Source organism: Natronoarchaeum sp. GCM10025321, assembly GCF_042663585.1.
Taxonomy (GTDB): Archaea; Halobacteriota; Halobacteria; order Halobacteriales; family Natronoarchaeaceae; genus Natranaeroarchaeum.
Map to the genome: position 1 here is coordinate 2,016,307 of NZ_JBHTAN010000006.1, position 20,522 is coordinate 2,036,828.

Sequence of the window (20,522 nt, forward strand, 5' to 3'; positions counted from 1 at the left end):
GGACGTTTAACTGCGGCATCGTCAGAAGCCTCCACTGTGCTCGCCTCCGACTGGCTATCGACGAACTCGACGAGTATGTCGCCGACTGCGGTGGTGACCTCGTTCTCGAACGACGCCTGAACGGCGAAGAGTCCGCACGAGCCAAGACCGGTCGGCGAGGCTCACCCACCAGAGCGTCGGCGGCGACCGCGCCAGCGATTGCGGACGACTTTTCTCCGTCGTCCTCGAACGCCGGGATGTGACGCTCGACCGTGAAGAGCTACGAAAGGGGCTGGCACGGACGTGGCCGTATCTCCTCTCTCACCACGAACCGTCCGAGCGATGTCGGTGTTACTCGCCCAGGCTCCGCGGTCGACGGATCAGGCTCTGTGCGCGGTGTACCGGGATCTATCCCGGCATCCTCGCCGCGCTGTCCGGAGTCGGCGGGTCGCCGACGCTCGCGCTGGCCATCGTGATCGCCTTCCCACTGCCGGCGCTCGTCGACTGGACGGTGACGACGTTTACCGGTCGGCGCGGTTACAACGCCGTCCGGACGGCGACGGGATTGCTGCTCGGCTACGGCTACGGAGTCGGCCTCTATCGAGTGGTTCTGGCGGGGGATTTCCGCATAGTTGCGGTCGGCATCAGCTATGCGATGGTCGCTGGCGCACTGCTCTCGCTGTCGCTGACCGGAACTGAGGCCCGATGAGTACTACTTTGTAACTGCTTCGACAAATGCCATCCATCGTGAACTACTGCACCAACTGCGGTGAGCAGATAGCCGAGGACGCAGATCTCTGTCCTGAGTGTGGTGTCGACCAGCCGGCGACGCCCGAAGGCGAGCACATGACCCGAGACGAGAACCAGAAGTACTGCACGGAGTGCGGCGAACTGATCAACAGGCGGGCAGAGATCTGCCCGGAGTGCGGGGTGCGACAGCCCGGTATGGCCGACCCGAGCAGTGACAAGGTCGTGTCCGGCATCTTCGCCCTGCTGCTCGGAGGCATCGGCGTCCACAAGTTCTACCAGGGGAACATCAAGTACGGCGTGCTCTACCTGTGTTTCTTCTGGACCGGTATTCCCGCCGTCATCGGCCTTATCGAGGGTATCCTGATCCTGCTGGCGGACGACGCCGAGTACGAGCAGACGTACGCCGACGGGAGCATTCTGGGCCAGTTCTGAATCACGGGACACCGAGGAAGATAGCGATCACCGCGACCCGAACACATTAATCGGGAGCACCCGACGGTGGGGGTATGGCCGGAATCGTCTTCTTTGGGACCGAATCGCTCACTGAAGTCGTCGAGTTCTACGTCGAGACGCTCGATGCGGAGCGCTGGCTCGACCAGCCGGACTGTACGATCCTGCAGTACGACAACATGCTCTTTGGCTTCTGCGAGCGCGAGACGGCCGAAACCGATGGAACGATCACGTTCGTCGTCGACTCGAAGCGGGCAGTCGACGAACTGTACGAGCGTCTCGGCCACGTCTCGGAGGAGCCTCCCGCCGAGAACGAGCGCTACCGCATCTACCAGTGCTTCGCCGAGGACCCCGAGGGACGGACCGTCGAGGTCCAGACGTTCTTGCACGAGACCGACCCCGTCTGAGCCGAGCGATAGGGAGCCATCTCCCGGCTGGATCCGGATCGGACTCGGCCCGCCGGAGTCACAGTCTCGGAGTGGCTACTCGGCGCGTGCAAGCTCTACAACGAACGTCGCACCGCCGGAATCGTTGTCCTCGACCCGGATATCGCCGCCGTATCGGTCGACGAGCGTCCGGACGAGATACAGTCCAAGCCCGGACCCCTCGCTATCCAGACCCTGTTCGCCCTCGTCGAATATCTCGTCCTTGAGGTCGTCCGGCACGCCGGGGCCGTTGTCCGCAATCGAGATCCGGACCCGGTCCTCGAATTCGGTCGTCGAAACCTCGATCTCGGGAACGTCGGAGTCGTTGTGGAGGACGGCGTTCTGTAGCAGGTTCCGAAAGACGGAGTCGAGCATGTCGTCGGCGGTGACGACGACATCCGAAAGTGAGCCGTCGAGCCGAACCACTGCCGCCCGGAAGTCGGATCGGGTGTCCTCGATCTGCTCGTGAAGCGCCGTCGATAACCGTTTCGACACCAGTTCCGACTCGCTCTGGAGCAGGATGTCGGTCATCTCCTTGGCCGACGTCGTGATATCGATGGCTTCGTCGCCAGCGCGCAGGATCTGTTCGAGATACTCCGCCTGCTTGCCGTCGAGGTCGTCTTCAAGCGCCTGGGCGTACGCGGAGACCAACTGAAGCTTGTTCCGGATATCGTGATGGACGATCCGGTTAAGGATCTCCAGATTGTCCCGTTGGGTCTCGATCCGTGACTCGTAGGTTTTGAGATCGGTAATATCACGAGCGTAGCCGAGCACCGCGTCTTGGTCGGTTCCGGCGACCGTATAGGGGAGCTTGGTCGTGCGGAGAACCCGCGTCTCGCCGTCGGCGGTGGTCAACTCTTCTTCGGGAATCTCCAGCGCTTCGCCGGACTCGATCACTCGCAGGTCGTCCGCCTGGAAGTTCTCGGACTGGTCGGCGTCAGGCAGGATCTCCGAGTCGGTTTTCCCCTCGACCTCGTCGGGTGTCAGTCCGTACGACGCCGCAGTCGCTTCGTTGGCGAGAATATACTCGCCGTCCCTGTTTTTGGCGAACAGCAGGTCGGGCACCAGATCGACGATCTGGCGGAGCTGTTCGCGCGTCCGCTCGATAGTCTCTTCGTACTTCTTGTGCTCGGTGATATCGAGATGGATGCCGACCGCACGCTTTGGCTCCCCGTCGTCGTCGCGCTCGACGACCTTGCCGACGTCTCTGATCCACTTCCAGTCGCCGGCTTTCGTCTGCATCCGATGCTCGCAGTCGTACAGTTCCGTTTCGCCGGTGAGATGAGCGCTCAGTTGCTCCTCGACCCGTTCCATATCCGCCGGATGCACACGTTCTTCCCACGTATCGAGATGCGAGTCGAGTTCCGCGGGTGAGAACCCGAGCATCGAAGCCCACTGCTCGTTGAACTCCACTGCGTCGGTCTCGACGTTCCAGTCCCAGACGCCGAGTTCCGCTCCTCGGATCGCCAGATCGAGCCGTTCTTTCAGTTCGCGTAGCTCCTGTTCCTGTTCGACGTGTTCTGTCACGTCACGGGCACTACCGACGACTCGGACGACCTCGTCGTCGACCACGACCGGGACGAGCGTCGTCTGCCAGGTTCGGGTACCTGCGGGAAGCGAAAGGGTCTCCTCGTAGGAGATCCGCTCGCGAGCGGTCACACAGCGTCTGTAGTTCGCTTCGACCTCCGCGGCGACCTCATCGTCCAGAACGTCTCGCGGCGTTTTTCCTCTGATCGACTCCGTTTCGAGACCGCTCTTTGCCTCGTGGGAAGCGCTCAGTTGCCGGTAGCGGAACGTCGGATCCGACTCGTCGCCATCGACGTCGAACAGGAAGATCGCATCGTCCGCGTTCTCCATGATCGACTCGTAATCCGCCAACAATCGCGTTCTATCACGTTCTTGGCGCTTTCGCTCGCTAATGTCCCGAACGGCACAGACGAGACTTCCATCCGGCCGTCCAGTCAGTGACACTTCCTGGGGAAACGTCGTTCCGTCCGCACGGACGCCCGTCGCCTCGCCGCGCCAGTTTCCGCTCGCGTCGACCGTCGGAAAGATCTCGGACTGGAAACGCTCTCTCTCGCCCTCGTTGTAGAGGCCGGTCCAGGATCGCCCGACCAGCTCTTCGGGGTCCTCGTAGCCGTAAATCGTCGCGTGCGCCCGGTTGAGGTAGACGAACTCGCGGTTCTCGTCGAGAATCGCCATCCCGTCTATCGAGGCCTCCATCGCGCCGGAGAGACACGAATCCGAAGTCTGGGCCGGTCGATTCTTGCCGCTCTCGCGGAGACAGAGTGTCACGCCATCCGCGGAGGGATGGATCCGGACCTGAAACCAGGAATCGACCTCGTCGGCGTACGCCTCGAAGCGTACCGACTCCTTCCTTTCCAACGACCGCCGACACTGACCCCTGACATCGTCGTCGAGTAGCGCTACCAGCGAGTCGAACGCCCCGCCCTCGCCAGTGACAGAGGCCTGTGACAGCAGTTCGTCGGCCGGTGCGTTGCGAAACGTCTCGGCGAGTCGCTCGTCGTACGCGAGGATCGGATCGTCGATTCGCGAGAGCACGCTCTCGGCCGACGGGTCCGATCGGACTTCGTCGTTCGAGTCGCGTCTCATCGGTACGCCTGGCCAGTGAGACTTTCATAATACTTTCCAACAGTATTCGAGAGATAATCGTTTGATTGCCAGTTAGTCAACGTCCGGTGCATACGTTTCAGAGAGAGTCCAGCGTATTCAGCGTTCGGTACGATCAGCTACGGGGAGTGGCTCGGTTTGGTACGACGGCACAGCACGGCCGGAACGACTGCCTCAATCCTGCTCCTCGACGGGCGCGCCCGGTGCGTTCGTCTTCACGCTCTGTAACCCCTGTTTGGCTTTCTGTTTGGAGGCGTAGCCCTGTCCGCTGTCCGCGATGATGTTGCCGTTGTCGTGGACGAGTCGCCAGCGCCACTTGCCCTGATTGTCGGCGAATAGCTCCGCCGTGGCGTCGCTTCCCGCCGCATCGGTCTCGACAGGTTCGTCTTTGGACTGGTCGACCACGTTCGCGCCCGCGACGTTCTTCTTGACGCTCCCGAGGCCCTGTTTGACCTTCTGTTTCGAGGCATAACCCTCGCTCCCATCGGCGATGATGTTGCCGTTCCTGTGGACGAGTCGCCAGCGCCACTGGCCCGCATTGTCTTCGTATACCTCGAACGTCGCCTTGCTCGCCACTACCGCCGTTTCGACGTCGTTCTCACCCTCATCCCACTCCAGTTCGATTGCGAGGCTCAACTGATCGCCCTCGCGTTCGATTTCGACCTCCAGTTCGGACTCCTCGGGCGGTGACACCGTTATGGTCTGCCCTTCGTCGACGGGGACGGGTTCGCCCCGCCCGAGGCGTCGGGACAGTCGGTGAAAGAAGGCGGCGAGTCCATTGCGGCTTCGGGTCTCTGTCCGTTCGTACAGGACTTCTTCAGTAGGATCTGACATAGCTATGGTGTTTGTGGACACCCTGCATAATACTGTTCCTGTCGGCTGGCTTCGCGACGACCCAGTCGGAACAACACCGGGTTTCAAGCCCATACCGGCCGATAGACCGATGATGCGAACGACTCGTCGCGGGGCGCTGGCCCTCGGGCTTGGCGGTATCGCCGGATGCGTTAGCGGGCCGAAGCGGACGGCTGAGCTATCGACGAGCGAGGGCACTGCGGACGTCCGCGTCGGCTTCGTCGGCGACGTGATGCTCGGGCGGGGCGTCACGGAGCACTGGCAGGGGGCGGAGCCATCCGGCGTCTGGGGATCGACCCTCGATCGACTGGACACGCTCGACGGCCTGGTGGTGAATCTTGAGTGTACGATCACCGAGAACGGCGAGCGCTGGCCGGACAAGACCTACTACTTCCGGTCGGACCCGGAGTTCGCTCGACCGGCACTGGCGGCCGCGGACGCCTCTATAGCGGCACTCGCGAACAACCACGTCCTCGACTTCGGGGAGACCGGTCTCCTCGAAACGACTGCCCACCTCGACCGGGCAGACATCGCACACACCGGAGCAGGACCCGATCTCGACGCCGCCCTGGAGCCAGCCGTCACTACGGTCGACGGCCTGACGGTGGCGATGCTCTCGCTCACCGATCGCTGGGGGGAGTTCGGTGCCGGGGCAGAGAGCGCAGGATCGGCGTACATGCAACTCGATCCATCGGTTCCTGCGACCCGTGCGCTGGTCAGGACAGCACTGAAGCGTGCAGCGGCGCACGATCCGGACCTCCTCGTCGCATCCCTGCACTGGGGACCGAACTGGACCACAACGCCGGAGAGCCAGCACGAGGCGTTCGCCCGGTGGCTGATCGACGAGGGCGTCGACGTGGTCCACGGCCACAGCGCACACGTCCTGCAGGGCGTCGAAGTGTATCGCGGATCGCCGATCATCTACGACGCCGGCGACTTCGTCGACGACTACGTCCACAGGGAGGAGGTGTACAACAAACGCAGTGCCCTTTTCGAACTGGGACTGGTCGACGGGGAACCCGACTCGCTCCGGCTCGTTCCGACAGAAATCGCCGACTATCAGGCGACAGTGGCCGACGAGGAGATCGCCGCGTGGTTCCGGGAGACGATCCGAACGCGCTCCGCACCGTACGGAACGACAGTCGACGAAGACGGGCGGAGCGTCACCATACCGTTAGGGAGCAACGGAGGGTAAGACGGCCGAAACCGGCGTGTAAACTCGCCAACAACGCCGTCGATAGCCACTTCGACGATCGACGACATCTCGTCGGAAAGAACATCAGTTATATGTGGCGAGTCCTCTCCTGAAGACAACGACCTCTATATGACCGGTAAATACGACCTTGTCATCGTCGGCGGCGGAATCAGTGGTGCGTCACTTCTGTATACGACAGCGAAGTTCACCGATATCGAATCGATCGCACTGATCGAGAAGGAATCCGAGATTGCGGCGATCAACTCTCATCACACGAACAACTCTCAGACGCTTCACTTCGGCGACATCGAGACCAACTACACGCTCGAAAAGGCCGAAGAAGTAAAGGAGGGCGCAGAGCTACTCGCAGGCTATCTCGAACAGTACGATGACGACCGCGAGATGCACGCAAAGCGCAGCAAGATGGTGCTGGGCGTCGGCGAGGACGAAGTCGACGAACTCGAACAACGTTACGACGAGGAGGGCTTCGGCGACCTCTTCCCGAAACTGCGCCCGATTGAACGCGAAGAGATCGGCGAGATAGAGCCGAAAGTCGTCGAAGAACGGGACCCCGACGAGGAGATGATAGCGCTCCAGACGCCGGACGGCTACGTCGTCGACTACGGCGAGACGACCAAGTCCTTCGTCGAGCAGGCCCAGAAGGAGGCGAACGTCGACGTCTACACCGGGACGGAGGTCTCGGATATCACGCCCACGCTGGACGGCTACACGATTGCGACCGATGCGGGCCGGTTCGACTGTGACGCGACCGTCGTCGCCGCCGGTTCGCATAGCCTCCAGATGGCCAAAGAACTCGGCTACGGCGAGGACAAAGCGTTGCTCCCCGTCGCGGGGAGTTTCTTCCTCGCCGACGACCTGCTGAACGGGAAGGTGTACACCCTTCAGATGAAAAAGCTCCCGTTCGCGGCGGTCCACGGCGACGCGGACGTCCACGACCCGGGCGTCACGCGCTTCGGTCCGACGGCAAAACTCGTTCCGGCCCTCGAACGCGGGCGTATCTCGACCGTCCCCGACTTCCTGGACGTGTTCGGGCTAAACGTCGCCTCGTTCCTCAGTTACGCCAACATCCTCGCGGATCGCACCCTCCTGCCGTACGTCCTGAAGAACCTGCTGTACGACCTCCCCGAGGTCGGCACCCGGCAGTTCCTGCCGAACGTCCAGAAAGTCGTCCCGAGCGTCGAACTGGACGATATCGAGCGCGCCAAGGGCTACGGCGGCGTTCGACCGCAGATAGTCGACACCAGCGAGAAGTCCCTGGACATGGGCGAGGCGAAGATCATCGGCGACGACGTGATCTTCAACATCACGCCCTCGCCCGGCGCGTCGACCTGCCTGAAAAACGCCATGCGGGATACCCACACCCTGCTCGAGTTCTTCGATAACGAGTACGAGTTCGACGAGGACGCGTTCCGCGCGGACACCATCGAGAACTTCCCGCGCGCTGAAGCAGAGGCAGAAGCGACCGAAGCGGTCGAGTCGCCGAGTGCGAGCGACGTCACCGCGACGGCGGGCGATGCCGCTACGGGCGACGACTGATCGGCAAGGCCGGCCAGTTAGCGACGTTGTACCTCATGCCCGGACGTGACGCGGTCGTACTTATACCAGCGAGAACACGACCGAGAGGAGCGGTACCAGTACGACGACGTAGAGCGCGGCCGAAATTGCCCAGTCCCGGCGGATCGTCCGGGTACGGTCCGGATGGACGTCGACCTGTGGCAACACGACGACGGCGAAGAAGCCGACCATCAGGACGTAGAGGACGAATGCGGCGAGTAGCGTCGTGACGAGACTGCTGCCGAGCAGTCCCTCCGTCGTGAAGAGTAGCCAGACGAACAGCGGGCCAGTCAGAACGCCAGCGAGATAGTGGACGACCGTGGCAAGCCGTTCCGGTGCGGCCCGCGGCGTCGTTTTGGTCAACACACCGGCGGCCACGAACGGCGACGTTTCGCCCTCCGGGAGCACGGCCATGATGCGGTCCATCGCCAGCGTGGCGATGACCCCGCCGATAACGCCGACGACGAACTGCAACGACACTGTCAGGGATGTGAGAGACGAATCCATACCCATCGGTAGGTGTCATCCGTCTTTTTTCTGGTGGTTCGAGGGGTCGGTCCCGGCGCGACGCTCACCTGGCGCGCGCGAGACGGGCGAGTACTGTCGCACCGACGAGAAACAGGACGCCCACGAGTCTGACACGCGTCGTTGCATTCGTTCGCGGCTCGAACTCGACGGCGAGCACCCGGTCGTACCCCCACGCCGCTATCGCCAGTAATCGGTCGGGGACGAGCAGGTGGACGAGTCCAGCGAGCAGGCTTCCGGCGGTGGCGGCTCGCAGTATCGTCTGAAGTCGGGCCATCGAGCGTGTCTCCGGACGCCGGAGATATGTGCGTTGTGTCGGCGCCAGCGTGCGCGCACGCGCACATGCGCGAGGGGCTTATCCGTGCTCGGCCCTGAACGCTAGCGATGACAGACAGCCAACTGCCCCCGCGGGACGAGGACGGAGCGACGACCGGACCGTATCCGGAGGACGACGACCGTCCGGTGGAGTACGAGACGGTGCAGACGCCGGTACTCGTCGTCGGCGCGGGCGCGGCCGGTGCCCGCACGGCTATCTCGCTGGCAGAAGCGGGCCACGAGCCGCTGGTGATCGGGAAACGCGATCACGGCGACGCCCACACCACGTGGGCGGCGGGCGGCATCAACGCCGCGCTGGGATCGCTCGATCCCGAAGACGACTGGACGATTCATGCCGCCGACACGCTCGACGAGGGCCACTTTATCAACGACCCCACCGCGGTCGAGTTAACGACCCAGGAGATGCCCGACCGGATCCGGGAACTCGACGAGTGGGGGATGGGCCTCGACCGGACCGAGGACGGCAAGGTCAATCAGCGATACTTCGGCGCACAGTCGTTCCGCCGGACCTGCTTCGTCGGCGACCGGACCGGCGAAGCGATGCTGGAGGCGCTCGTCTCGAAAGCCCAGGGGCTATCGATCCCCTATCGCGAGAACGTGATGATCACGCGGCTGCTCTCGGACGGCGCGGCGGTCCACGGCGCGGTCGGCTACGAGATGGAGAGCGGCGAGTTCGTCCTGTTCGAGGCCGACCACGTCGTCCTCGCGGCTGGCGGCTACTCCGCGCTGTACAACCGCCACTCCTCGCGCGACGACGAGAACAACGGCGATGGCTCCGTGCTGGCGCTCGAAGCGGGCGCGTCGCTGATGGACACCGAGTTCGTGCAGTTCCACCCGACCGGGATGGTCGAGGCGCGCTACGGCGAGGAGTGGGCGGGCCGCCTCGTCACAGAGGCCGTCCGCGGCGAGGGGGGTCGGCTGTACAACGCGAGTGGCGAGCGGTTCATGGAACGGTACTCGCCGGACCAGATGGAACTCGACGCCCGCGACGTGGTGGCTCGCGCCATCGCCCGCGAGATCCGCGAGGGGCGCGGCACCGAGAACGGCGGCGTCTATCTCGATATCTCGCACCGGGACGACCAGTACGTCAAGGATCGGCTACCGAAGATGTACGAGCGGTTCGCGGATCTGGGCGTGGACATCACCGAGGAGGCGATGGAGGTCGCCCCAACCGCCCACTACTCGATGGGCGGCGTCGACATCGACTTCGAGACGGGCGAGACCGGCATCGAAGGACTCTACGCGGTCGGCGAGACGGTCGCCGGCGTCCACGGCGCGAACCGCCTCGGCGGCAACTCGCTGGCCGAGACGGTCGCTATCGGGAAACTCGTCGGCGAGCACGTCGCCGAGCAGGTCGATGCGGACGGCGAACTGCCGGCCACCGCGCGGGCACTCGCCGAGCGCGAGTTCCGCTCGCTGGAACGACTCGGCGGGGCCGGCGGCACGGAACGCCCCCAAGAGTTACTGGACGACCTTGGCGACGTGCTCTGGGAGCAGGCCGGCATCTTGCGCGACGAGTCGTCGCTCCGTACGGGCCTGCGCGAACTCGAAGCGCTCCGTGAACGGACCACTGACCTCCGAATCGAGGGGGACCGGACCGGCCGTGACTTCGAGTTCGCCATCGATCTCTCGTTCAGCCTTACGCTCGCGGAGGCGCTGCTCCGGAGCGCGCTGAAACGCGAGGAGTCCCGGGGAGCACACTACCGGACCGACTACCCGGACGTCGATCCGGACTGGCGGCGTAACATCCTCGTCGACGCGGGCGATACGGGTCTTACACTGCGAACGCGTGGTGTCCCCGACCCGAGCGAGCCAGTACAGGAGGCTGTCGAGGAAGGCTACGAACTCGACTACCACCATCTGGAGTAGCGCCCCCCGAACTAGCGCGATTCCGGATACGCGATCGTTTCCCACTGGGTGCGGTGGTCACGCCCTTCGGGTACCGACAGCAGCGCGTCCTCACGGGCCGCCGCGGTCAACGCCAGCGCGTCGAGCACGTCGTCACGACCCACATCCTTGCGGTAGTACTCGTCGAGCGCGGCCTCGTAGGCCGCATCGGCGTCGTCGAGTTCGTTTCTGAGTAGTTCGCGGCGGGTCGCCAGCCCTGCATCGGTGTGTTTGGAGTCGGGGACCGGCGTCCCACCCGCAAACGCCGCGAAGCAGAGTTCGGGGTGACACTCGACGACGCGTCGGTGGGCCGTCTCGTGAGAAGCGAGGAAGTCCCGGACCGCCGCGATTGCTGGCAGGATGTTGTAGGTCTGTTTCGAGAGGCCATGGCCGGTCTGCTCCCGATTGCGCTCGTTCGCGTCGGCGTAGTCCTCGGCGTCCAGAACCGCCCCCGCAGGCGTGTAAAACACGCAGGAGCGTCGGTCGCCGAGCAACTCCTTTGCGGCCTTGTCGCAAGCCCGTCGGCCAGTCTCCGGCAGTCCGATGGGGATGTCGATCAGCAGCCGTTCGGCATCGCTGTGCGCTGCCCAGAGCGTTTCAATGTCGTCGTAGCGCGCTACGCCGAGCGCACCGTCGTCGAGGATGCCTGCGACCCACCCGCTCGAACACGCGTCGACGCCGAGATACTTCACACGTAGCCGTTCGACGCCGGACAGTTTAGCGTGCCGCTGAACGGTGAACTCGGAGACCCCTCGCGCTCCGGTACACTCTCCTTTCGACGCGTCCACATACTATGTACAGATGGCCCTCTCGCACGGTAGCGAGCAGTCCAGGGCGCGCGTGCTCGACGCGCTTGCGGAGTTCGGCCTCGACCGGATCGAGGCCGGACTGGCACGGGCGTATCTCGACGACCTCGGCGTCGGCGTCCCGGCCAACCGCTTCCTCGCCGATCTGGTAGACTCGGTCGCTGCGGCGGACGCCCGACTGATCGCGCGCGAACTCCTCGACCGGGAGAGCCCATCGCTGGTCGATATTCTCCGCGTGTTCGAGCTATCGGTTCCCGAGGCTGATCGGGAGCTAAACGGGGTCTACTACACGCCGGGGTCCATCGTCGAGTACATTGTCGCAGAAACGGTCGGGCAGGGCGACCGCGTCTGCGATCCGGCCTGTGGCGGCGGCGCGTTCTTGCTGGAGGCGACCGACCGGCTCTACCGGAGGACTGATCGCCCGGTCGTCGACCTCCTCGAAGCGCACGTCTACGGCGCGGACCTGTTCGCGAACAACGTCAGACAGTCGAAGATCCTGCTCCTGCTGTACGCGCTCTCGCGGGGCGAAGACCCCGAACACGTCGAGTTCAATCTCGTCGAGGCCGACTCCCTCCGGCTGGACTGGGCCGAGACGTTCCCGACCGTCGCATCCGGCGGCTTCGACGCCGTCGTCGGCAATCCCCCCTACGTCCGGATCCAGCACCAGTCCGCGCCAACGAAGGAGTATCTGCTCGACACCTACGAGACGGTGGAGTCCGGGAACTTCAACACGTACATTCCCTTCGTCGAGCTAGCGATTCAGTTGGTGTCGACGGACGGAACTGTCGGCTACATCACGCCACTGAACTACTTCACGACGCTGACGGCCCGTGATCTCCGGGCGTTCCTGCAGGAGAACGCCTACGTCCGGAAGATCGTCGACTTCGGTGAGCTACTGCTGTTCGAGGACGCCAACACCTACACGGCGATCACGTTTCTCGATCAGCATCGCAAGGGGCAGTTCCAGTACGTGAGCGTGCCCGACGAGAGCGCCGTCGACGCGCTGGCCGATCTAGAGCCGATCACGATCAACTACTCGTCGCTCGACCCCGAGAAGTGGCGACTGCTCGACGATCCGGCCTACGAAGCGATCAACACTATCGAGTCGTACCGCCCGCTCGACCGGATCGCCGACATCCACACCGGGGTCGCGACGCTCAAAGACGAGGTCTACACGCTGGTCGCCGGGGAGCACACCGGCGAGTACTACACGATTCCTTTCGACGGCGAGGAGTACCGCGTCGAACGCGACCTCTGTCGCGAACTGGTCAAGATTCCGGCGGTTAGCGACCCGTCGGCGCTCGTCGACAATCGCCGGCGCATCATCTGTCCCTACCGGACCACGAACTGGGAGGATCCCGGCGAGGCGAAGACACGCCGCGTCGAGCACGAGGTGATCCCACCCGATGACCTCGCCGCGACGTATCCCCGCGCTCACGAGTATCTCGAGGCCGTCCGGGACGTGCTCGCGACGAGAGAGAACGGGGTCGGTGCCGAGTACGAACCCTGGTACAAGTACGGTCGGAAGCAGGGGATCGGATTCGTCGGCGAACGACTGTACACGCCGACGTTTAGCGACGGCCCACAGTTCGTCTATCACGATAGCGAGGCCGCCCTGTTCGCCAACGGCTACGCGGTCTTTCCGCGAGAGGAGAACGGCGCAGTGCTCGACGCCGTGCTCAACTCCGGGGTTATGGACTACTACATGCGGAAGACGAGCAAGGACATTCGGGGCGACTACCAGTGCTATCAGAAGAACTTCCTCCGCCGGTTCTCGGTGCCGACGTTCACGCCCGAGGAACGCGAGCACCTCCGCAGTGGCTGCGACAAACGCGTCGACGCGTTTCTCGCCGAGAAGTACGGCCTCGATATCGAACTCCCGTGATACCCTCGGTTCGGCGTCGCCGGAGTGGCGGCGTTCGTCCGGAATCGACCTGACCCGTCAGTCGGCCAGTTCGTCGGGGTCGAGCGGCCGCGAGGTCCGCCAGTAGTGGTCGTAAGTGTCGTTCGCCCACGACCGGACCGCCGGATCGTCGGTGTCCAGCGAGGCGCGCAACACGCCGCTTTCGTCGCGGAGCAGGAGGTGAACCGTATCGTCGATGATAGTTACGGCCAGCGGGATCCCCTCTTCGCGGAGTCGGATCGATGCGTCCTCGGTCCGCAGGAGTCGCTCCAGTTGTGATCGTAGCTCCGAATCGTCGGCGACCGCCTCGATTGCGCTCCTGGAGAGAACCGCCTGGAACGATTGCTCGCCCGCCGTGACCCGCTCTTCGACGACGGTGAGGCTCCCCTCGTTGAACGCATGCGAGAACGCCCGGACCGACTCGCTCTCGCGGAGCAGGTCGAGTAACCGCTTGAGCGGCGCGTTGGGCCGGGTCTGCGTCGGCTGGGTGATCTGTGCGTCGGCGAGTCGCTGGAGGTCGAAATCCATCGCGTGCGTGGGGAGATACTCGACGATGCCGCGGAGTTCGCCCTCCGTCTCCATGATCTTCAGGAGGTCGGTAAAGCCGGTGGCGACGAGCCGTCCGGTCGCGGTGGCGACGTACTCGTCGCCGTCCTGGACGATCCACGAGCGAGCCTCGAAATCGCCGAGTACGCGGCTAAGCGTCGCCTGCGATGCGCCGGTCTCCTCGGCGAGCACGGAGCGGGTCCGCCGCCCGTCGGCAAGCCGCTGGAGCACCTGCACGCGGTTCTCCGAGAGTGCGAGGAACTCGATCTCTTCGAGCGCCGATTCCATACCCGCATTCGAGCAGCGTCAGCTAAACCGTTTTCGCACCGTGAAACGCTTGCAGTCCCCGGAGCGTTCTCGCGGCAGGGCTGGCTTTCTTCCCCCGAAACATTTTCTAAATTACACTATAAGGCTCCAGCCCCTACGGCAGTACAAGATGTTTTCTGTACTCCTTGCAGTACGATTCGACCGTCTCGCAGGCCGGGTGAGTCCGTCGCCGTGATGGACCGACGCGCACTCCTCTTTTTTGCGGCGTCGAGTCTCCTCTTCGGCGGGACGTTCGTCGCGGCAAAGGCAGGACTGGAGTACTTCCCGCCGCTGGCGTTCGTGGCGCTCCGGTTCGACATCGCGGCGGTTGTACTACTTGGCTACGTGGCCGTGACGCGGTCTCGCGGGGAGTTGGTGCCGAGAACGCGCGGCGACGTCGCCGGGATCCTCGCGACCGGCGTGCTCGCCATCGGACTGACGAACGCCCTGCTGTTCGTGGGCCAGCAGTACGCGACCAGCGCTGTTGCCGCAATCGTGTTCAGTCTCAACCCGATCCTGACGCCCGTCTTCGCCGCCGTACTCCTCTCCGACGAGCGGCTGTCGGCACGCGGCGTGGTCGGTATGTTGCTGGGTCTGGGTGGCGTCATCCTCGTCGTCGGCCCGTCCCCGGCGCTGCTGCTCGGCGGCGATGCGTTCGGAAAGGCGATCCTCCTCGCCGCCGCGGTCAGTGGTGCGCTCGGCGCGGTCTCGATCCGCCGGGCTAACAGTTCGATCTCTAGTACGGTCCGAACCGCATGGGGCCTGCCCTTTGCCGCCCTGCTCACGCACTCGCTGAGCACGGCGAGCGGCGAGTCGCTGTCCGCCATCGTCTGGACGCCCGAAGCGGTCCTGGCGCTTGGCTATGTCGCGCTCTTTGCCGGTGTGCTCGCGTACGTCGCGTACTTCGGTCTCATCGACTCGGCGGGCGCGATCCACGCGAACCTGGTCTTCTACGTCGTCCCGGTCGTCTCGACTATCGGCGGGTGGGCGCTGCTGGGCGAGACCATCTCGACGCTGGCGATTGTCGGTTTCCTGACCATCTTCGCTGGCTTCGCCGTGCTGGGAAGCGAGTCGATCGACCTGCACCGGATCTATCCGGCCGCGCGGAACCGTCACGGCCCGCCAATCGATCAGTTCGTCACCCTCGACGAGGCGCGTGGCGGGAGCGGCGACTGATCTGGACAGACGACTGCTTCACTCGGCCAACAACGAATCGCTTTTCGCCCGGTTGCTCCAATAGTGACTATGGAGAAACTCGAAGCGTCGCTACACGAAGCGCCGATCATCGACCAGGATGGCTACGAGTATCTGGTCCACCCGATCAGCAACGGCATCCCGTTGCTCGATCCGTCGCTGCTGCGCGAGGCCGTCATCGGCCTGATGCGCGAGACCGATCTCGACGTCGACAAGATCGTCGCGCCGGAGGCGACCGGCATTCACGTCGCGACCGCGCTCTCCCTGCAGACCGACATCCCGCTGGTCGTCATCCGCAAGCGCGAGTACGGCCTCGACGGCGAGGTCTCCCTCGACGCGACGACTGGCTACGACGAGTCCGAGATGTTCATCAACGACGTCGAACCGGGCGACCGCGTGCTCGTGATCGACGACCTGCTGGCGACCGGCGGCACCCTCGGCGCGATCTGTGAGGCGCTCGAAGGGATCGGTGCGGAGGTCGCAGACGTCGGTGTCGTCATCCGGAAAGTCGATCAACCGGGCCTCGACGATACCGAGTTCGACGTGACGAGCCTCGTCGACATCACCATCGACGACGGCGAAGTAACTCTCCACTAACTGGAAACTACGAGAAAACGGCGACGGACAGCTACTCCTCGGCGACGTTGACAGTGAGCACCGGGGCTGGCGACTTCGTTACGACCTTTTGAGACGTGCTCCCGAGCATGTTCTCGGTGTACCGGTCGGCCTGGGTCCCCATCGTAACGAGGTCGATGTCCGCGTCTTCGACGTAGGAGACGATAGTTTCGGCGGGCGATCCGCGTCGGATCGTCGTCGACACGTCGATACCGGCGTCTTCGAGGGAGTCGGCGACTTCGGAGACGGCGAGTTCGCCCTCTGCCCGCAGGTCTTCGAGGACGTCCGCTTTCATCTCGTCTTTCAGCGTCAGGAACGCCCCGTCGTCGATGACGTAGAGGACGTGAGCGGTCGTCGATTCGGCGTCGGCGATGTCGATCGTGTGTTCGAGCACCGTCTCGACCGACGCGCCGCCGTCGGTCGGGAGCAGAATGTCGCTGTACATCGTATGGGATCTTTCGGCGGTCGATACACACCGTTTACGGTTTCCGGACGGTGTCGAACCCGGTTCGGGCCGCGCGCTACTGCTTCTCGAAGGCGTGGCGGACGATATCGGAGTCGTCGTCCCACTCGAAGTGGTCGTGTGCCTGGCGCAGCATCTCCTTGTAGCCGTCGAGGTCGGCCGCTCCCTCCGCCCGAGCGTCCGCGTCGGTCATATCCCCAAGCGTTCGCTCCTCGACCGCGGTGATCTCGAACGTCTCGCCGTCGACGGTGAAAGTGTCGCCCGCCTCGGCATACGCCTGTCCGCGGTGGATCTGTGTGACCTCGCCATCCAGCGCTTGCTGGCGCATCCGCTCGCTCGGAAGGATCGTTCCGGCATCGATCTGTGACATAGGCGTGGCTTGGTCTGGTGAGACAAAGGGGTTTGGTCGCCGGGGCTACTCGTCGCTAACCGGGTCACCGTTCACAGCGAGACGGTCGCCAGATCCGATTCGAGGTCGGCGACGTGCTCGTTGTAGGCGTCGATGACGCCGCCCACCATCGGGGCGTACTTCCGGACGTCCGCGGCAGAGGGGGGTTCGTACTGCGAGAGGAGGTAGACGCCGCCGGAACCGCCGGCGCGCAGGTAGGAGACGCCGTCCGTATCCCACTTCAGTTCCCAGCGCGTCCCGTCGACCCGCGTCGTGAACGTGCCGTAGTCGCCGCCCTCGTACCGGTGTAACTCGCCCGCGATCAGGTTACACGCCTCCTCGATCCGGTTCAGAAGCTGATCCCGCTCCGCGACGACGCCCTCGGTCGTCTCGACGGGTGGGTACTCGGGGTCGACGTCGTCGAGCAGGCCGTCGAGCGAACGGACGTACTCGTTGTAGGACTCCACGAACGCTTCGTAGTCCTCCAGCGCTTTTGCCAGCGCCTCCGGTTCGGGGTGTTGTTTGGTCGAGACGACGTAGACCTCGAACCCGCGACCGCCCTCGAAGCGGAGATACTGGAGGTCACCGGCCTCGTACTTCACCGTCCACGTCCCGCGCTCGGTCTCGAACTCCTGCTGGCCGTAGTCGCCGCCCTGGAACTTCGCCAACTGATAGGCGATCTTGCCCGTGTGATCGCGGACCTGCTCGACGAGTTCGTCGCGCTGTCGTGTGGCCTCTTCGGGGTCGGCCACGTCGAGCGCGGCTGGATCGATCATGGACAGTGGTGGGGCCCGACCGTCAAAACAGGTTCGGCTACTCAGTCCGAGAGGATCTCTCGCGGCAGTTCGGTCGGCTCGATGTTCCGGCGGTGACACTCGTTGACCACCCGGAGCGAGAGGGGGTACGCGAGAGCCATGAACACGACCGCGAGGACGACGTTCCCGACGAGCAGGCGGACGACGATATCCGAACCGGCCGAGAACGATACCGTGGAGGGGACACCACCCGGCGGTGCGCCCAGAAGTCGAATGCCGACCCAGAAGCTCGCGGCGTAGACGCCCCACTTCACGACCGGGTTGAGCACGAGCACAGAGGCAAACAGGGCGATCTTGCTGATGCTGTCGAACAGATACGTGAGCAGAACGAAGATCAGGAGTCCCGCCCCAAGCGTCGGCATCGCCGTAATGAAGACGCCGACCGAAAAGCTTCCGGCGATCTCTCCGGGCGTGTTGTCTTCGAGTAGCGCCCGATCTAGCTCGTTACGAAGCCGTCCAGCGAGCGCCGAGAACCTCTCGCGGACCATCCTACCGGACTCACGTCGTACCCACTCATCAACGCTTCGGCTCTTAGGATCGGCCGTGCTGTGGGGTCGGGACGGGCGACAACTGATCTCTGGCAAGCAGGTGGACGTAATCGTCGAGGTCGAGGGCGAACCGCGCCTTCTCGGGCGTCTCGACCCACGTACAGTCGTACTCGTCACCCACCTCCTCGCCCTCGCCCGTCACTGTGTGGACCCAGTCGTCGCGCGGTTCGTCGACGGTAGCGTGGAAGAAGTGCCGGACGTACCAGCGCGGCGGCGATGCACGGCGCTGCCAGACGTCCGTCGTCAGGTGGTCGACCGATTCGAGCGACGAGAGCCCGGTCTCCTCGTGGACTTCCCGGAACAGTGCCTCTCGTGGCGTCTCCTCGTCTTCCAGTGTTCCTTTCGGAACCTGCTTCCCCTCGTACTCGGGCCCATCGAACACGAGTAATTCCCCATCCTCTCGGGTGATGTACGCGCAGGCCTTTTCTACGTATGTCACTGTTCTGGGCGGCATTATATGATATATGACTACCAGGTAGGACAAAAACCCTTCACTCGTATACCTTAAATTCCTTGTTCGTCTCCAAAGAGTTCCCGGATCCTCAGTTCGTCGTGATCACTTCGAGCACGTCCCGCTCGTCGAGGTCTGAGCTCGCGCCGCGCTGGCGGTTCGACCGGCAGTCGATGGCGTGGAGGAAGCCCTCGCCGATATCGGAGTGGAGGCTGTACGCGAAGTCCTCGGCCGTCGAGTTCGGCGGGAGGAGATAGCAGTCGGGCAGGACCTCGCCGTGCTCGTTGCCCAGCCCGTTCGCGCCGCCGGGGAAGACGGGGATGACGCCGAGCACATCGAACAGCGCCGCTTCGAGCGCGTCCTGTACGCCGGTCGCGCCGTACTCGGTCACGAACTCGCGGATCTGTTCGAGGCCGGCCTCCTGACTCCCGGAGACGTCACCGACGATTTCGAAGTCGTCGTTGCCCGGCGTGTACTCGATGACGCCACCCTCGTCCGCGGACTTGAGTGCCTTCTCGGCGTGGGCGCTCGCGGGGACGATGGTCAGGTGTTCGTACTTCGGATCCGAGGTGATTTCGGCGTAGTTCTCCTGGGCCTCGGGCGTATCCATCTTGTTGGCCGCGACGACCATCGGCTTGGTGTCGCGTCGGATCTCGCGGGCGAGTGTGAGTTCGTCCTCGTCGTCCCACTCTGCGGGGTCGAAGCCGATACCGACGCGCCGGATCAGCCGCTTGATCTCGTCCTCGCTCGTCCGGAACGCGCTCATCTGTTCGGCGAGTTCCTCCTCGATATCGTCGTCTTCGGTCGTGTAGCCGGACTCGTAGCGGTCGATCCCCTTTCTGAGGACGCTCAGATACCACTGATCGAGTTCGGTTTCGAGGAAGTCGATGTCGTCGCGCGGGTCGTGACCCTCGGTCGGTTCGCCCTCGATATCCGTCTCGCCGGAGAAATCGACCACGTGGACGAGCACGTCGGTCTCGTTCAGGTCGCTGAGGAACTGGTTGCCGAGGCCCGCGCCCTCGTGTGCGCCGGGGATGAGCCCCGCGACGTCGACCAGTTTCGTCGGGACGAACCGCGTCCCGTCGTCGCAGTAGCCGACCGACGGCGTACAGGTCTCGTCGAACTCGGGGGCCGCACACTGGACGCGCACGTAGGCTTCGCCGACACTCGGGTCGATCGTCGTGAAGGGGTAGGCCCCCTCAGGAACGTCGTTCATCGTCGCCGCGTTGAAAAACGTCGACTTGCCTACCGAGGGCTTGCCGACGAGTCCGATCCGGTAACTCATTACCACGAATCCGCGCGCGCCGGTGAAACGCGTTTCCCTCTCCTCGTCCAGTGGTACGGGCTCACGTGGCGTGAAGAGCGGCCGATTCGACGGATCTGGTGGTTCGCTGAATACGGCACACGGCCACTGGATCGATATCAGTTCGGTATACGATAACACGCATCCCCGGGCGGTTGTAACATAAACAATTATTAAGGATTGGCCCACAGTGATGAGTAGGATGGTTACGCACGTAGCAGTACGCGAGCACTCTTTCTGATCGACGTCCAGTAACCGACCGATCCGCCGCGCCCGACCCAATGTCAGCAAATAGCCAGACTACCCGACGAGCGGCCACAGGTACCGCACCGACAAGCACCGCCCACGACCCGCACACCGAACCGACAGCGAAGAGCGTCCGCCCGGACGATAAGCAACGAGCAGGCCGGACCGCCGCCAGCGAGGACGCGCCAGCGATGTTCGGGGCGTCCGAAGGCGTTCTGCCGAACCTCCTCGACGAGCACAACGCGCTCGTCGCACCCGAGACGGAGTAGGCCCCGCGCCGGTTGCAGTTCGCGTGTCAGCGTACACTTCCTCAGCAGAGGCAACCCTGTCAAC

At 64.0% G+C, this 20,522-nt stretch carries 22 protein-coding genes; 10 read left to right on the plus strand and 12 right to left on the minus strand.

The window, feature by feature from the left end:
* Positions 1-238 precede the first annotated feature (238 nt).
* The 3 genes from ACFQL3_RS13130 to ACFQL3_RS13140 all read left to right on the plus strand — a co-directional run bounded on the left by ACFQL3_RS13130 (position 239) and on the right by ACFQL3_RS13140 (position 1,586).
* A complete protein-coding gene (locus ACFQL3_RS13130; protein WP_377055003.1) occupies positions 239-688 on the plus strand; it encodes a DUF2085 domain-containing protein in 450 nt (149 codons plus the stop codon).
* Between the two features lie 38 nt (positions 689-726).
* Complete coding sequence (locus ACFQL3_RS13135) at positions 727-1,161, plus strand: NINE protein (RefSeq protein ID WP_377055005.1); 435 nt, start codon at positions 727-729, stop codon at positions 1,159-1,161.
* 74 nt (positions 1,162-1,235) lie between these two features.
* On the plus strand, positions 1,236-1,586 hold the full coding sequence (locus tag ACFQL3_RS13140) for a VOC family protein (protein WP_377055007.1): 351 nt from the start codon (positions 1,236-1,238) through the stop codon (positions 1,584-1,586).
* A 75-nt stretch (positions 1,587-1,661) separates the two neighbouring features.
* Here ACFQL3_RS13140 and ACFQL3_RS13145 read toward each other — a convergent pair whose 3' ends face one another.
* Entirely contained in the window at positions 1,662-4,217 is a 2,556-nt protein-coding gene (locus ACFQL3_RS13145; protein ID WP_377055009.1) for a PAS domain-containing protein, read from the minus strand.
* 192 nt (positions 4,218-4,409) lie between these two features.
* The gene (locus tag ACFQL3_RS13150; protein ID WP_377055011.1) at positions 4,410-5,069 is read right to left on the minus strand and encodes an HVO_2922 family protein; all 660 of its coding nucleotides are present in this window, start codon (positions 5,067-5,069) and stop codon (positions 4,410-4,412) included.
* Positions 5,070-5,181: 112 nt separating this feature from the next.
* On the opposite strand from ACFQL3_RS13150, the gene ACFQL3_RS13155 reads away from it, so the two are divergent.
* Positions 5,182-6,282 (plus strand): CapA family protein, encoded by a 1,101-nt coding sequence (locus ACFQL3_RS13155; protein WP_377055013.1) that lies wholly within the window; start codon positions 5,182-5,184, stop codon positions 6,280-6,282.
* 129 nt (positions 6,283-6,411) lie between these two features.
* Complete coding sequence (locus tag ACFQL3_RS13160) at positions 6,412-7,839, plus strand: FAD-dependent oxidoreductase (protein WP_377055015.1); 1,428 nt, start codon at positions 6,412-6,414, stop codon at positions 7,837-7,839.
* A gap of 60 nt (positions 7,840-7,899) precedes the next feature.
* On the opposite strand, the gene ACFQL3_RS13165 is transcribed toward ACFQL3_RS13160, so the two are convergent.
* Complete coding sequence (locus ACFQL3_RS13165) at positions 7,900-8,364, minus strand: hypothetical protein (protein ID WP_377055017.1); 465 nt, start codon at positions 8,362-8,364, stop codon at positions 7,900-7,902.
* A 64-nt stretch (positions 8,365-8,428) separates the two neighbouring features.
* Complete coding sequence (locus ACFQL3_RS13170; protein WP_377055018.1) at positions 8,429-8,659, minus strand: hypothetical protein; 231 nt, start codon at positions 8,657-8,659, stop codon at positions 8,429-8,431.
* Positions 8,660-8,766: 107 nt separating this feature from the next.
* Here ACFQL3_RS13170 and ACFQL3_RS13175 point away from each other — a divergent pair, with 107 nt between their 5' ends.
* Positions 8,767-10,587, plus strand: a complete 1,821-nt coding sequence (locus ACFQL3_RS13175) for an L-aspartate oxidase (RefSeq protein WP_377055020.1) — start codon at positions 8,767-8,769, stop codon at positions 10,585-10,587.
* An 11-nt stretch (positions 10,588-10,598) separates the two neighbouring features.
* Here the strand turns inward: ACFQL3_RS13175 and ACFQL3_RS13180 are convergent, their stop codons facing one another.
* Positions 10,599-11,297 carry a DUF429 domain-containing protein gene (locus ACFQL3_RS13180; RefSeq protein WP_377055022.1) on the minus strand — a complete coding sequence of 233 codons (699 nt, stop codon included), beginning with the start codon at positions 11,295-11,297 and terminating at the stop codon, positions 10,599-10,601.
* 109 nt (positions 11,298-11,406) lie between these two features.
* Here ACFQL3_RS13180 and ACFQL3_RS13185 point away from each other — a divergent pair, with 109 nt between their 5' ends.
* Complete coding sequence (locus ACFQL3_RS13185) at positions 11,407-13,296, plus strand: class I SAM-dependent DNA methyltransferase (RefSeq protein WP_377055024.1); 1,890 nt, start codon at positions 11,407-11,409, stop codon at positions 13,294-13,296.
* 57 nt (positions 13,297-13,353) lie between these two features.
* On the opposite strand, the gene ACFQL3_RS13190 is transcribed toward ACFQL3_RS13185, so the two are convergent.
* A complete protein-coding gene (locus ACFQL3_RS13190) occupies positions 13,354-14,148 on the minus strand; it encodes a helix-turn-helix transcriptional regulator (RefSeq protein WP_377055026.1) in 795 nt (264 codons plus the stop codon).
* 210 nt (positions 14,149-14,358) lie between these two features.
* Here ACFQL3_RS13190 and ACFQL3_RS13195 point away from each other — a divergent pair, with 210 nt between their 5' ends.
* Entirely contained in the window at positions 14,359-15,342 is a 984-nt protein-coding gene (locus tag ACFQL3_RS13195; protein WP_377055028.1) for a DMT family transporter, read from the plus strand.
* Between the two features lie 69 nt (positions 15,343-15,411).
* Entirely contained in the window at positions 15,412-15,957 is a 546-nt protein-coding gene (hpt, locus tag ACFQL3_RS13200; protein WP_377055030.1) for a hypoxanthine/guanine phosphoribosyltransferase, read from the plus strand.
* 31 nt (positions 15,958-15,988) lie between these two features.
* Here the strand turns inward: hpt and ACFQL3_RS13205 are convergent, their stop codons facing one another.
* The 6 genes from ACFQL3_RS13205 to ACFQL3_RS13230 all read right to left on the minus strand — a co-directional run bounded on the left by ACFQL3_RS13205 (position 15,989) and on the right by ACFQL3_RS13230 (position 19,925).
* Positions 15,989-16,420, minus strand: a complete 432-nt coding sequence (locus ACFQL3_RS13205) for a universal stress protein (RefSeq protein WP_377055032.1) — start codon at positions 16,418-16,420, stop codon at positions 15,989-15,991.
* A gap of 76 nt (positions 16,421-16,496) precedes the next feature.
* Positions 16,497-16,808, minus strand: coding sequence for an ASCH domain-containing protein (locus ACFQL3_RS13210; protein ID WP_377055034.1), 312 nt, complete (start codon positions 16,806-16,808; stop codon positions 16,497-16,499).
* Positions 16,809-16,879: 71 nt separating this feature from the next.
* The gene (locus ACFQL3_RS13215) at positions 16,880-17,602 is read right to left on the minus strand and encodes a hypothetical protein (RefSeq protein WP_377055036.1); all 723 of its coding nucleotides are present in this window, start codon (positions 17,600-17,602) and stop codon (positions 16,880-16,882) included.
* Positions 17,603-17,643: 41 nt separating this feature from the next.
* The gene (locus tag ACFQL3_RS13220; protein ID WP_377055038.1) at positions 17,644-18,129 is read right to left on the minus strand and encodes a DUF2062 domain-containing protein; all 486 of its coding nucleotides are present in this window, start codon (positions 18,127-18,129) and stop codon (positions 17,644-17,646) included.
* Positions 18,130-18,172: 43 nt separating this feature from the next.
* Entirely contained in the window at positions 18,173-18,643 is a 471-nt protein-coding gene (locus ACFQL3_RS13225) for an NUDIX domain-containing protein (RefSeq protein ID WP_377055040.1), read from the minus strand.
* A gap of 88 nt (positions 18,644-18,731) precedes the next feature.
* Complete coding sequence (locus ACFQL3_RS13230) at positions 18,732-19,925, minus strand: redox-regulated ATPase YchF (RefSeq protein ID WP_377055041.1); 1,194 nt, start codon at positions 19,923-19,925, stop codon at positions 18,732-18,734.
* A 299-nt stretch (positions 19,926-20,224) separates the two neighbouring features.
* Here ACFQL3_RS13230 and ACFQL3_RS13235 point away from each other — a divergent pair, with 299 nt between their 5' ends.
* Complete coding sequence (locus ACFQL3_RS13235) at positions 20,225-20,458, plus strand: hypothetical protein (protein ID WP_377055043.1); 234 nt, start codon at positions 20,225-20,227, stop codon at positions 20,456-20,458.
* Positions 20,459-20,522: the final 64 nt, after the last annotated feature.

Coding starts and splice junctions, on each gene's coding strand:
- ACFQL3_RS13140 (WP_377055007.1), top strand. CDS start 1,236: ATGGCCGGAATCGTCTTCTTTGGGACCGAATCGCTCACTGAAGTCGTC.
- ACFQL3_RS13145 (WP_377055009.1), bottom strand. CDS start 4,217: ATGAGACGCGACTCGAACGACGAAGTCCGATCGGACCCGTCGGCCGAG.
- ACFQL3_RS13150 (WP_377055011.1), bottom strand. CDS start 5,069: ATGTCAGATCCTACTGAAGAAGTCCTGTACGAACGGACAGAGACCCGA.
- ACFQL3_RS13155 (WP_377055013.1), top strand. CDS start 5,182: ATGCGAACGACTCGTCGCGGGGCGCTGGCCCTCGGGCTTGGCGGTATC.
- ACFQL3_RS13160 (WP_377055015.1), top strand. CDS start 6,412: ATGACCGGTAAATACGACCTTGTCATCGTCGGCGGCGGAATCAGTGGT.
- ACFQL3_RS13165 (WP_377055017.1), bottom strand. CDS start 8,364: ATGGATTCGTCTCTCACATCCCTGACAGTGTCGTTGCAGTTCGTCGTC.
- ACFQL3_RS13170 (WP_377055018.1), bottom strand. CDS start 8,659: ATGGCCCGACTTCAGACGATACTGCGAGCCGCCACCGCCGGAAGCCTG.
- ACFQL3_RS13175 (WP_377055020.1), top strand. CDS start 8,767: ATGACAGACAGCCAACTGCCCCCGCGGGACGAGGACGGAGCGACGACC.
- ACFQL3_RS13185 (WP_377055024.1), top strand. CDS start 11,407: ATGGCCCTCTCGCACGGTAGCGAGCAGTCCAGGGCGCGCGTGCTCGAC.
- ACFQL3_RS13190 (WP_377055026.1), bottom strand. CDS start 14,148: ATGGAATCGGCGCTCGAAGAGATCGAGTTCCTCGCACTCTCGGAGAAC.
- hpt (WP_377055030.1), top strand. CDS start 15,412: ATGGAGAAACTCGAAGCGTCGCTACACGAAGCGCCGATCATCGACCAG.
- ACFQL3_RS13205 (WP_377055032.1), bottom strand. CDS start 16,420: ATGTACAGCGACATTCTGCTCCCGACCGACGGCGGCGCGTCGGTCGAG.
- ACFQL3_RS13210 (WP_377055034.1), bottom strand. CDS start 16,808: ATGTCACAGATCGATGCCGGAACGATCCTTCCGAGCGAGCGGATGCGC.
- ACFQL3_RS13215 (WP_377055036.1), bottom strand. CDS start 17,602: ATGATCGATCCAGCCGCGCTCGACGTGGCCGACCCCGAAGAGGCCACA.
- ACFQL3_RS13220 (WP_377055038.1), bottom strand. CDS start 18,129: ATGGTCCGCGAGAGGTTCTCGGCGCTCGCTGGACGGCTTCGTAACGAG.
- ACFQL3_RS13225 (WP_377055040.1), bottom strand. CDS start 18,643: ATGCCGCCCAGAACAGTGACATACGTAGAAAAGGCCTGCGCGTACATC.
- ACFQL3_RS13230 (WP_377055041.1), bottom strand. CDS start 19,925: ATGAGTTACCGGATCGGACTCGTCGGCAAGCCCTCGGTAGGCAAGTCG.
- ACFQL3_RS13235 (WP_377055043.1), top strand. CDS start 20,225: ATGTCAGCAAATAGCCAGACTACCCGACGAGCGGCCACAGGTACCGCA.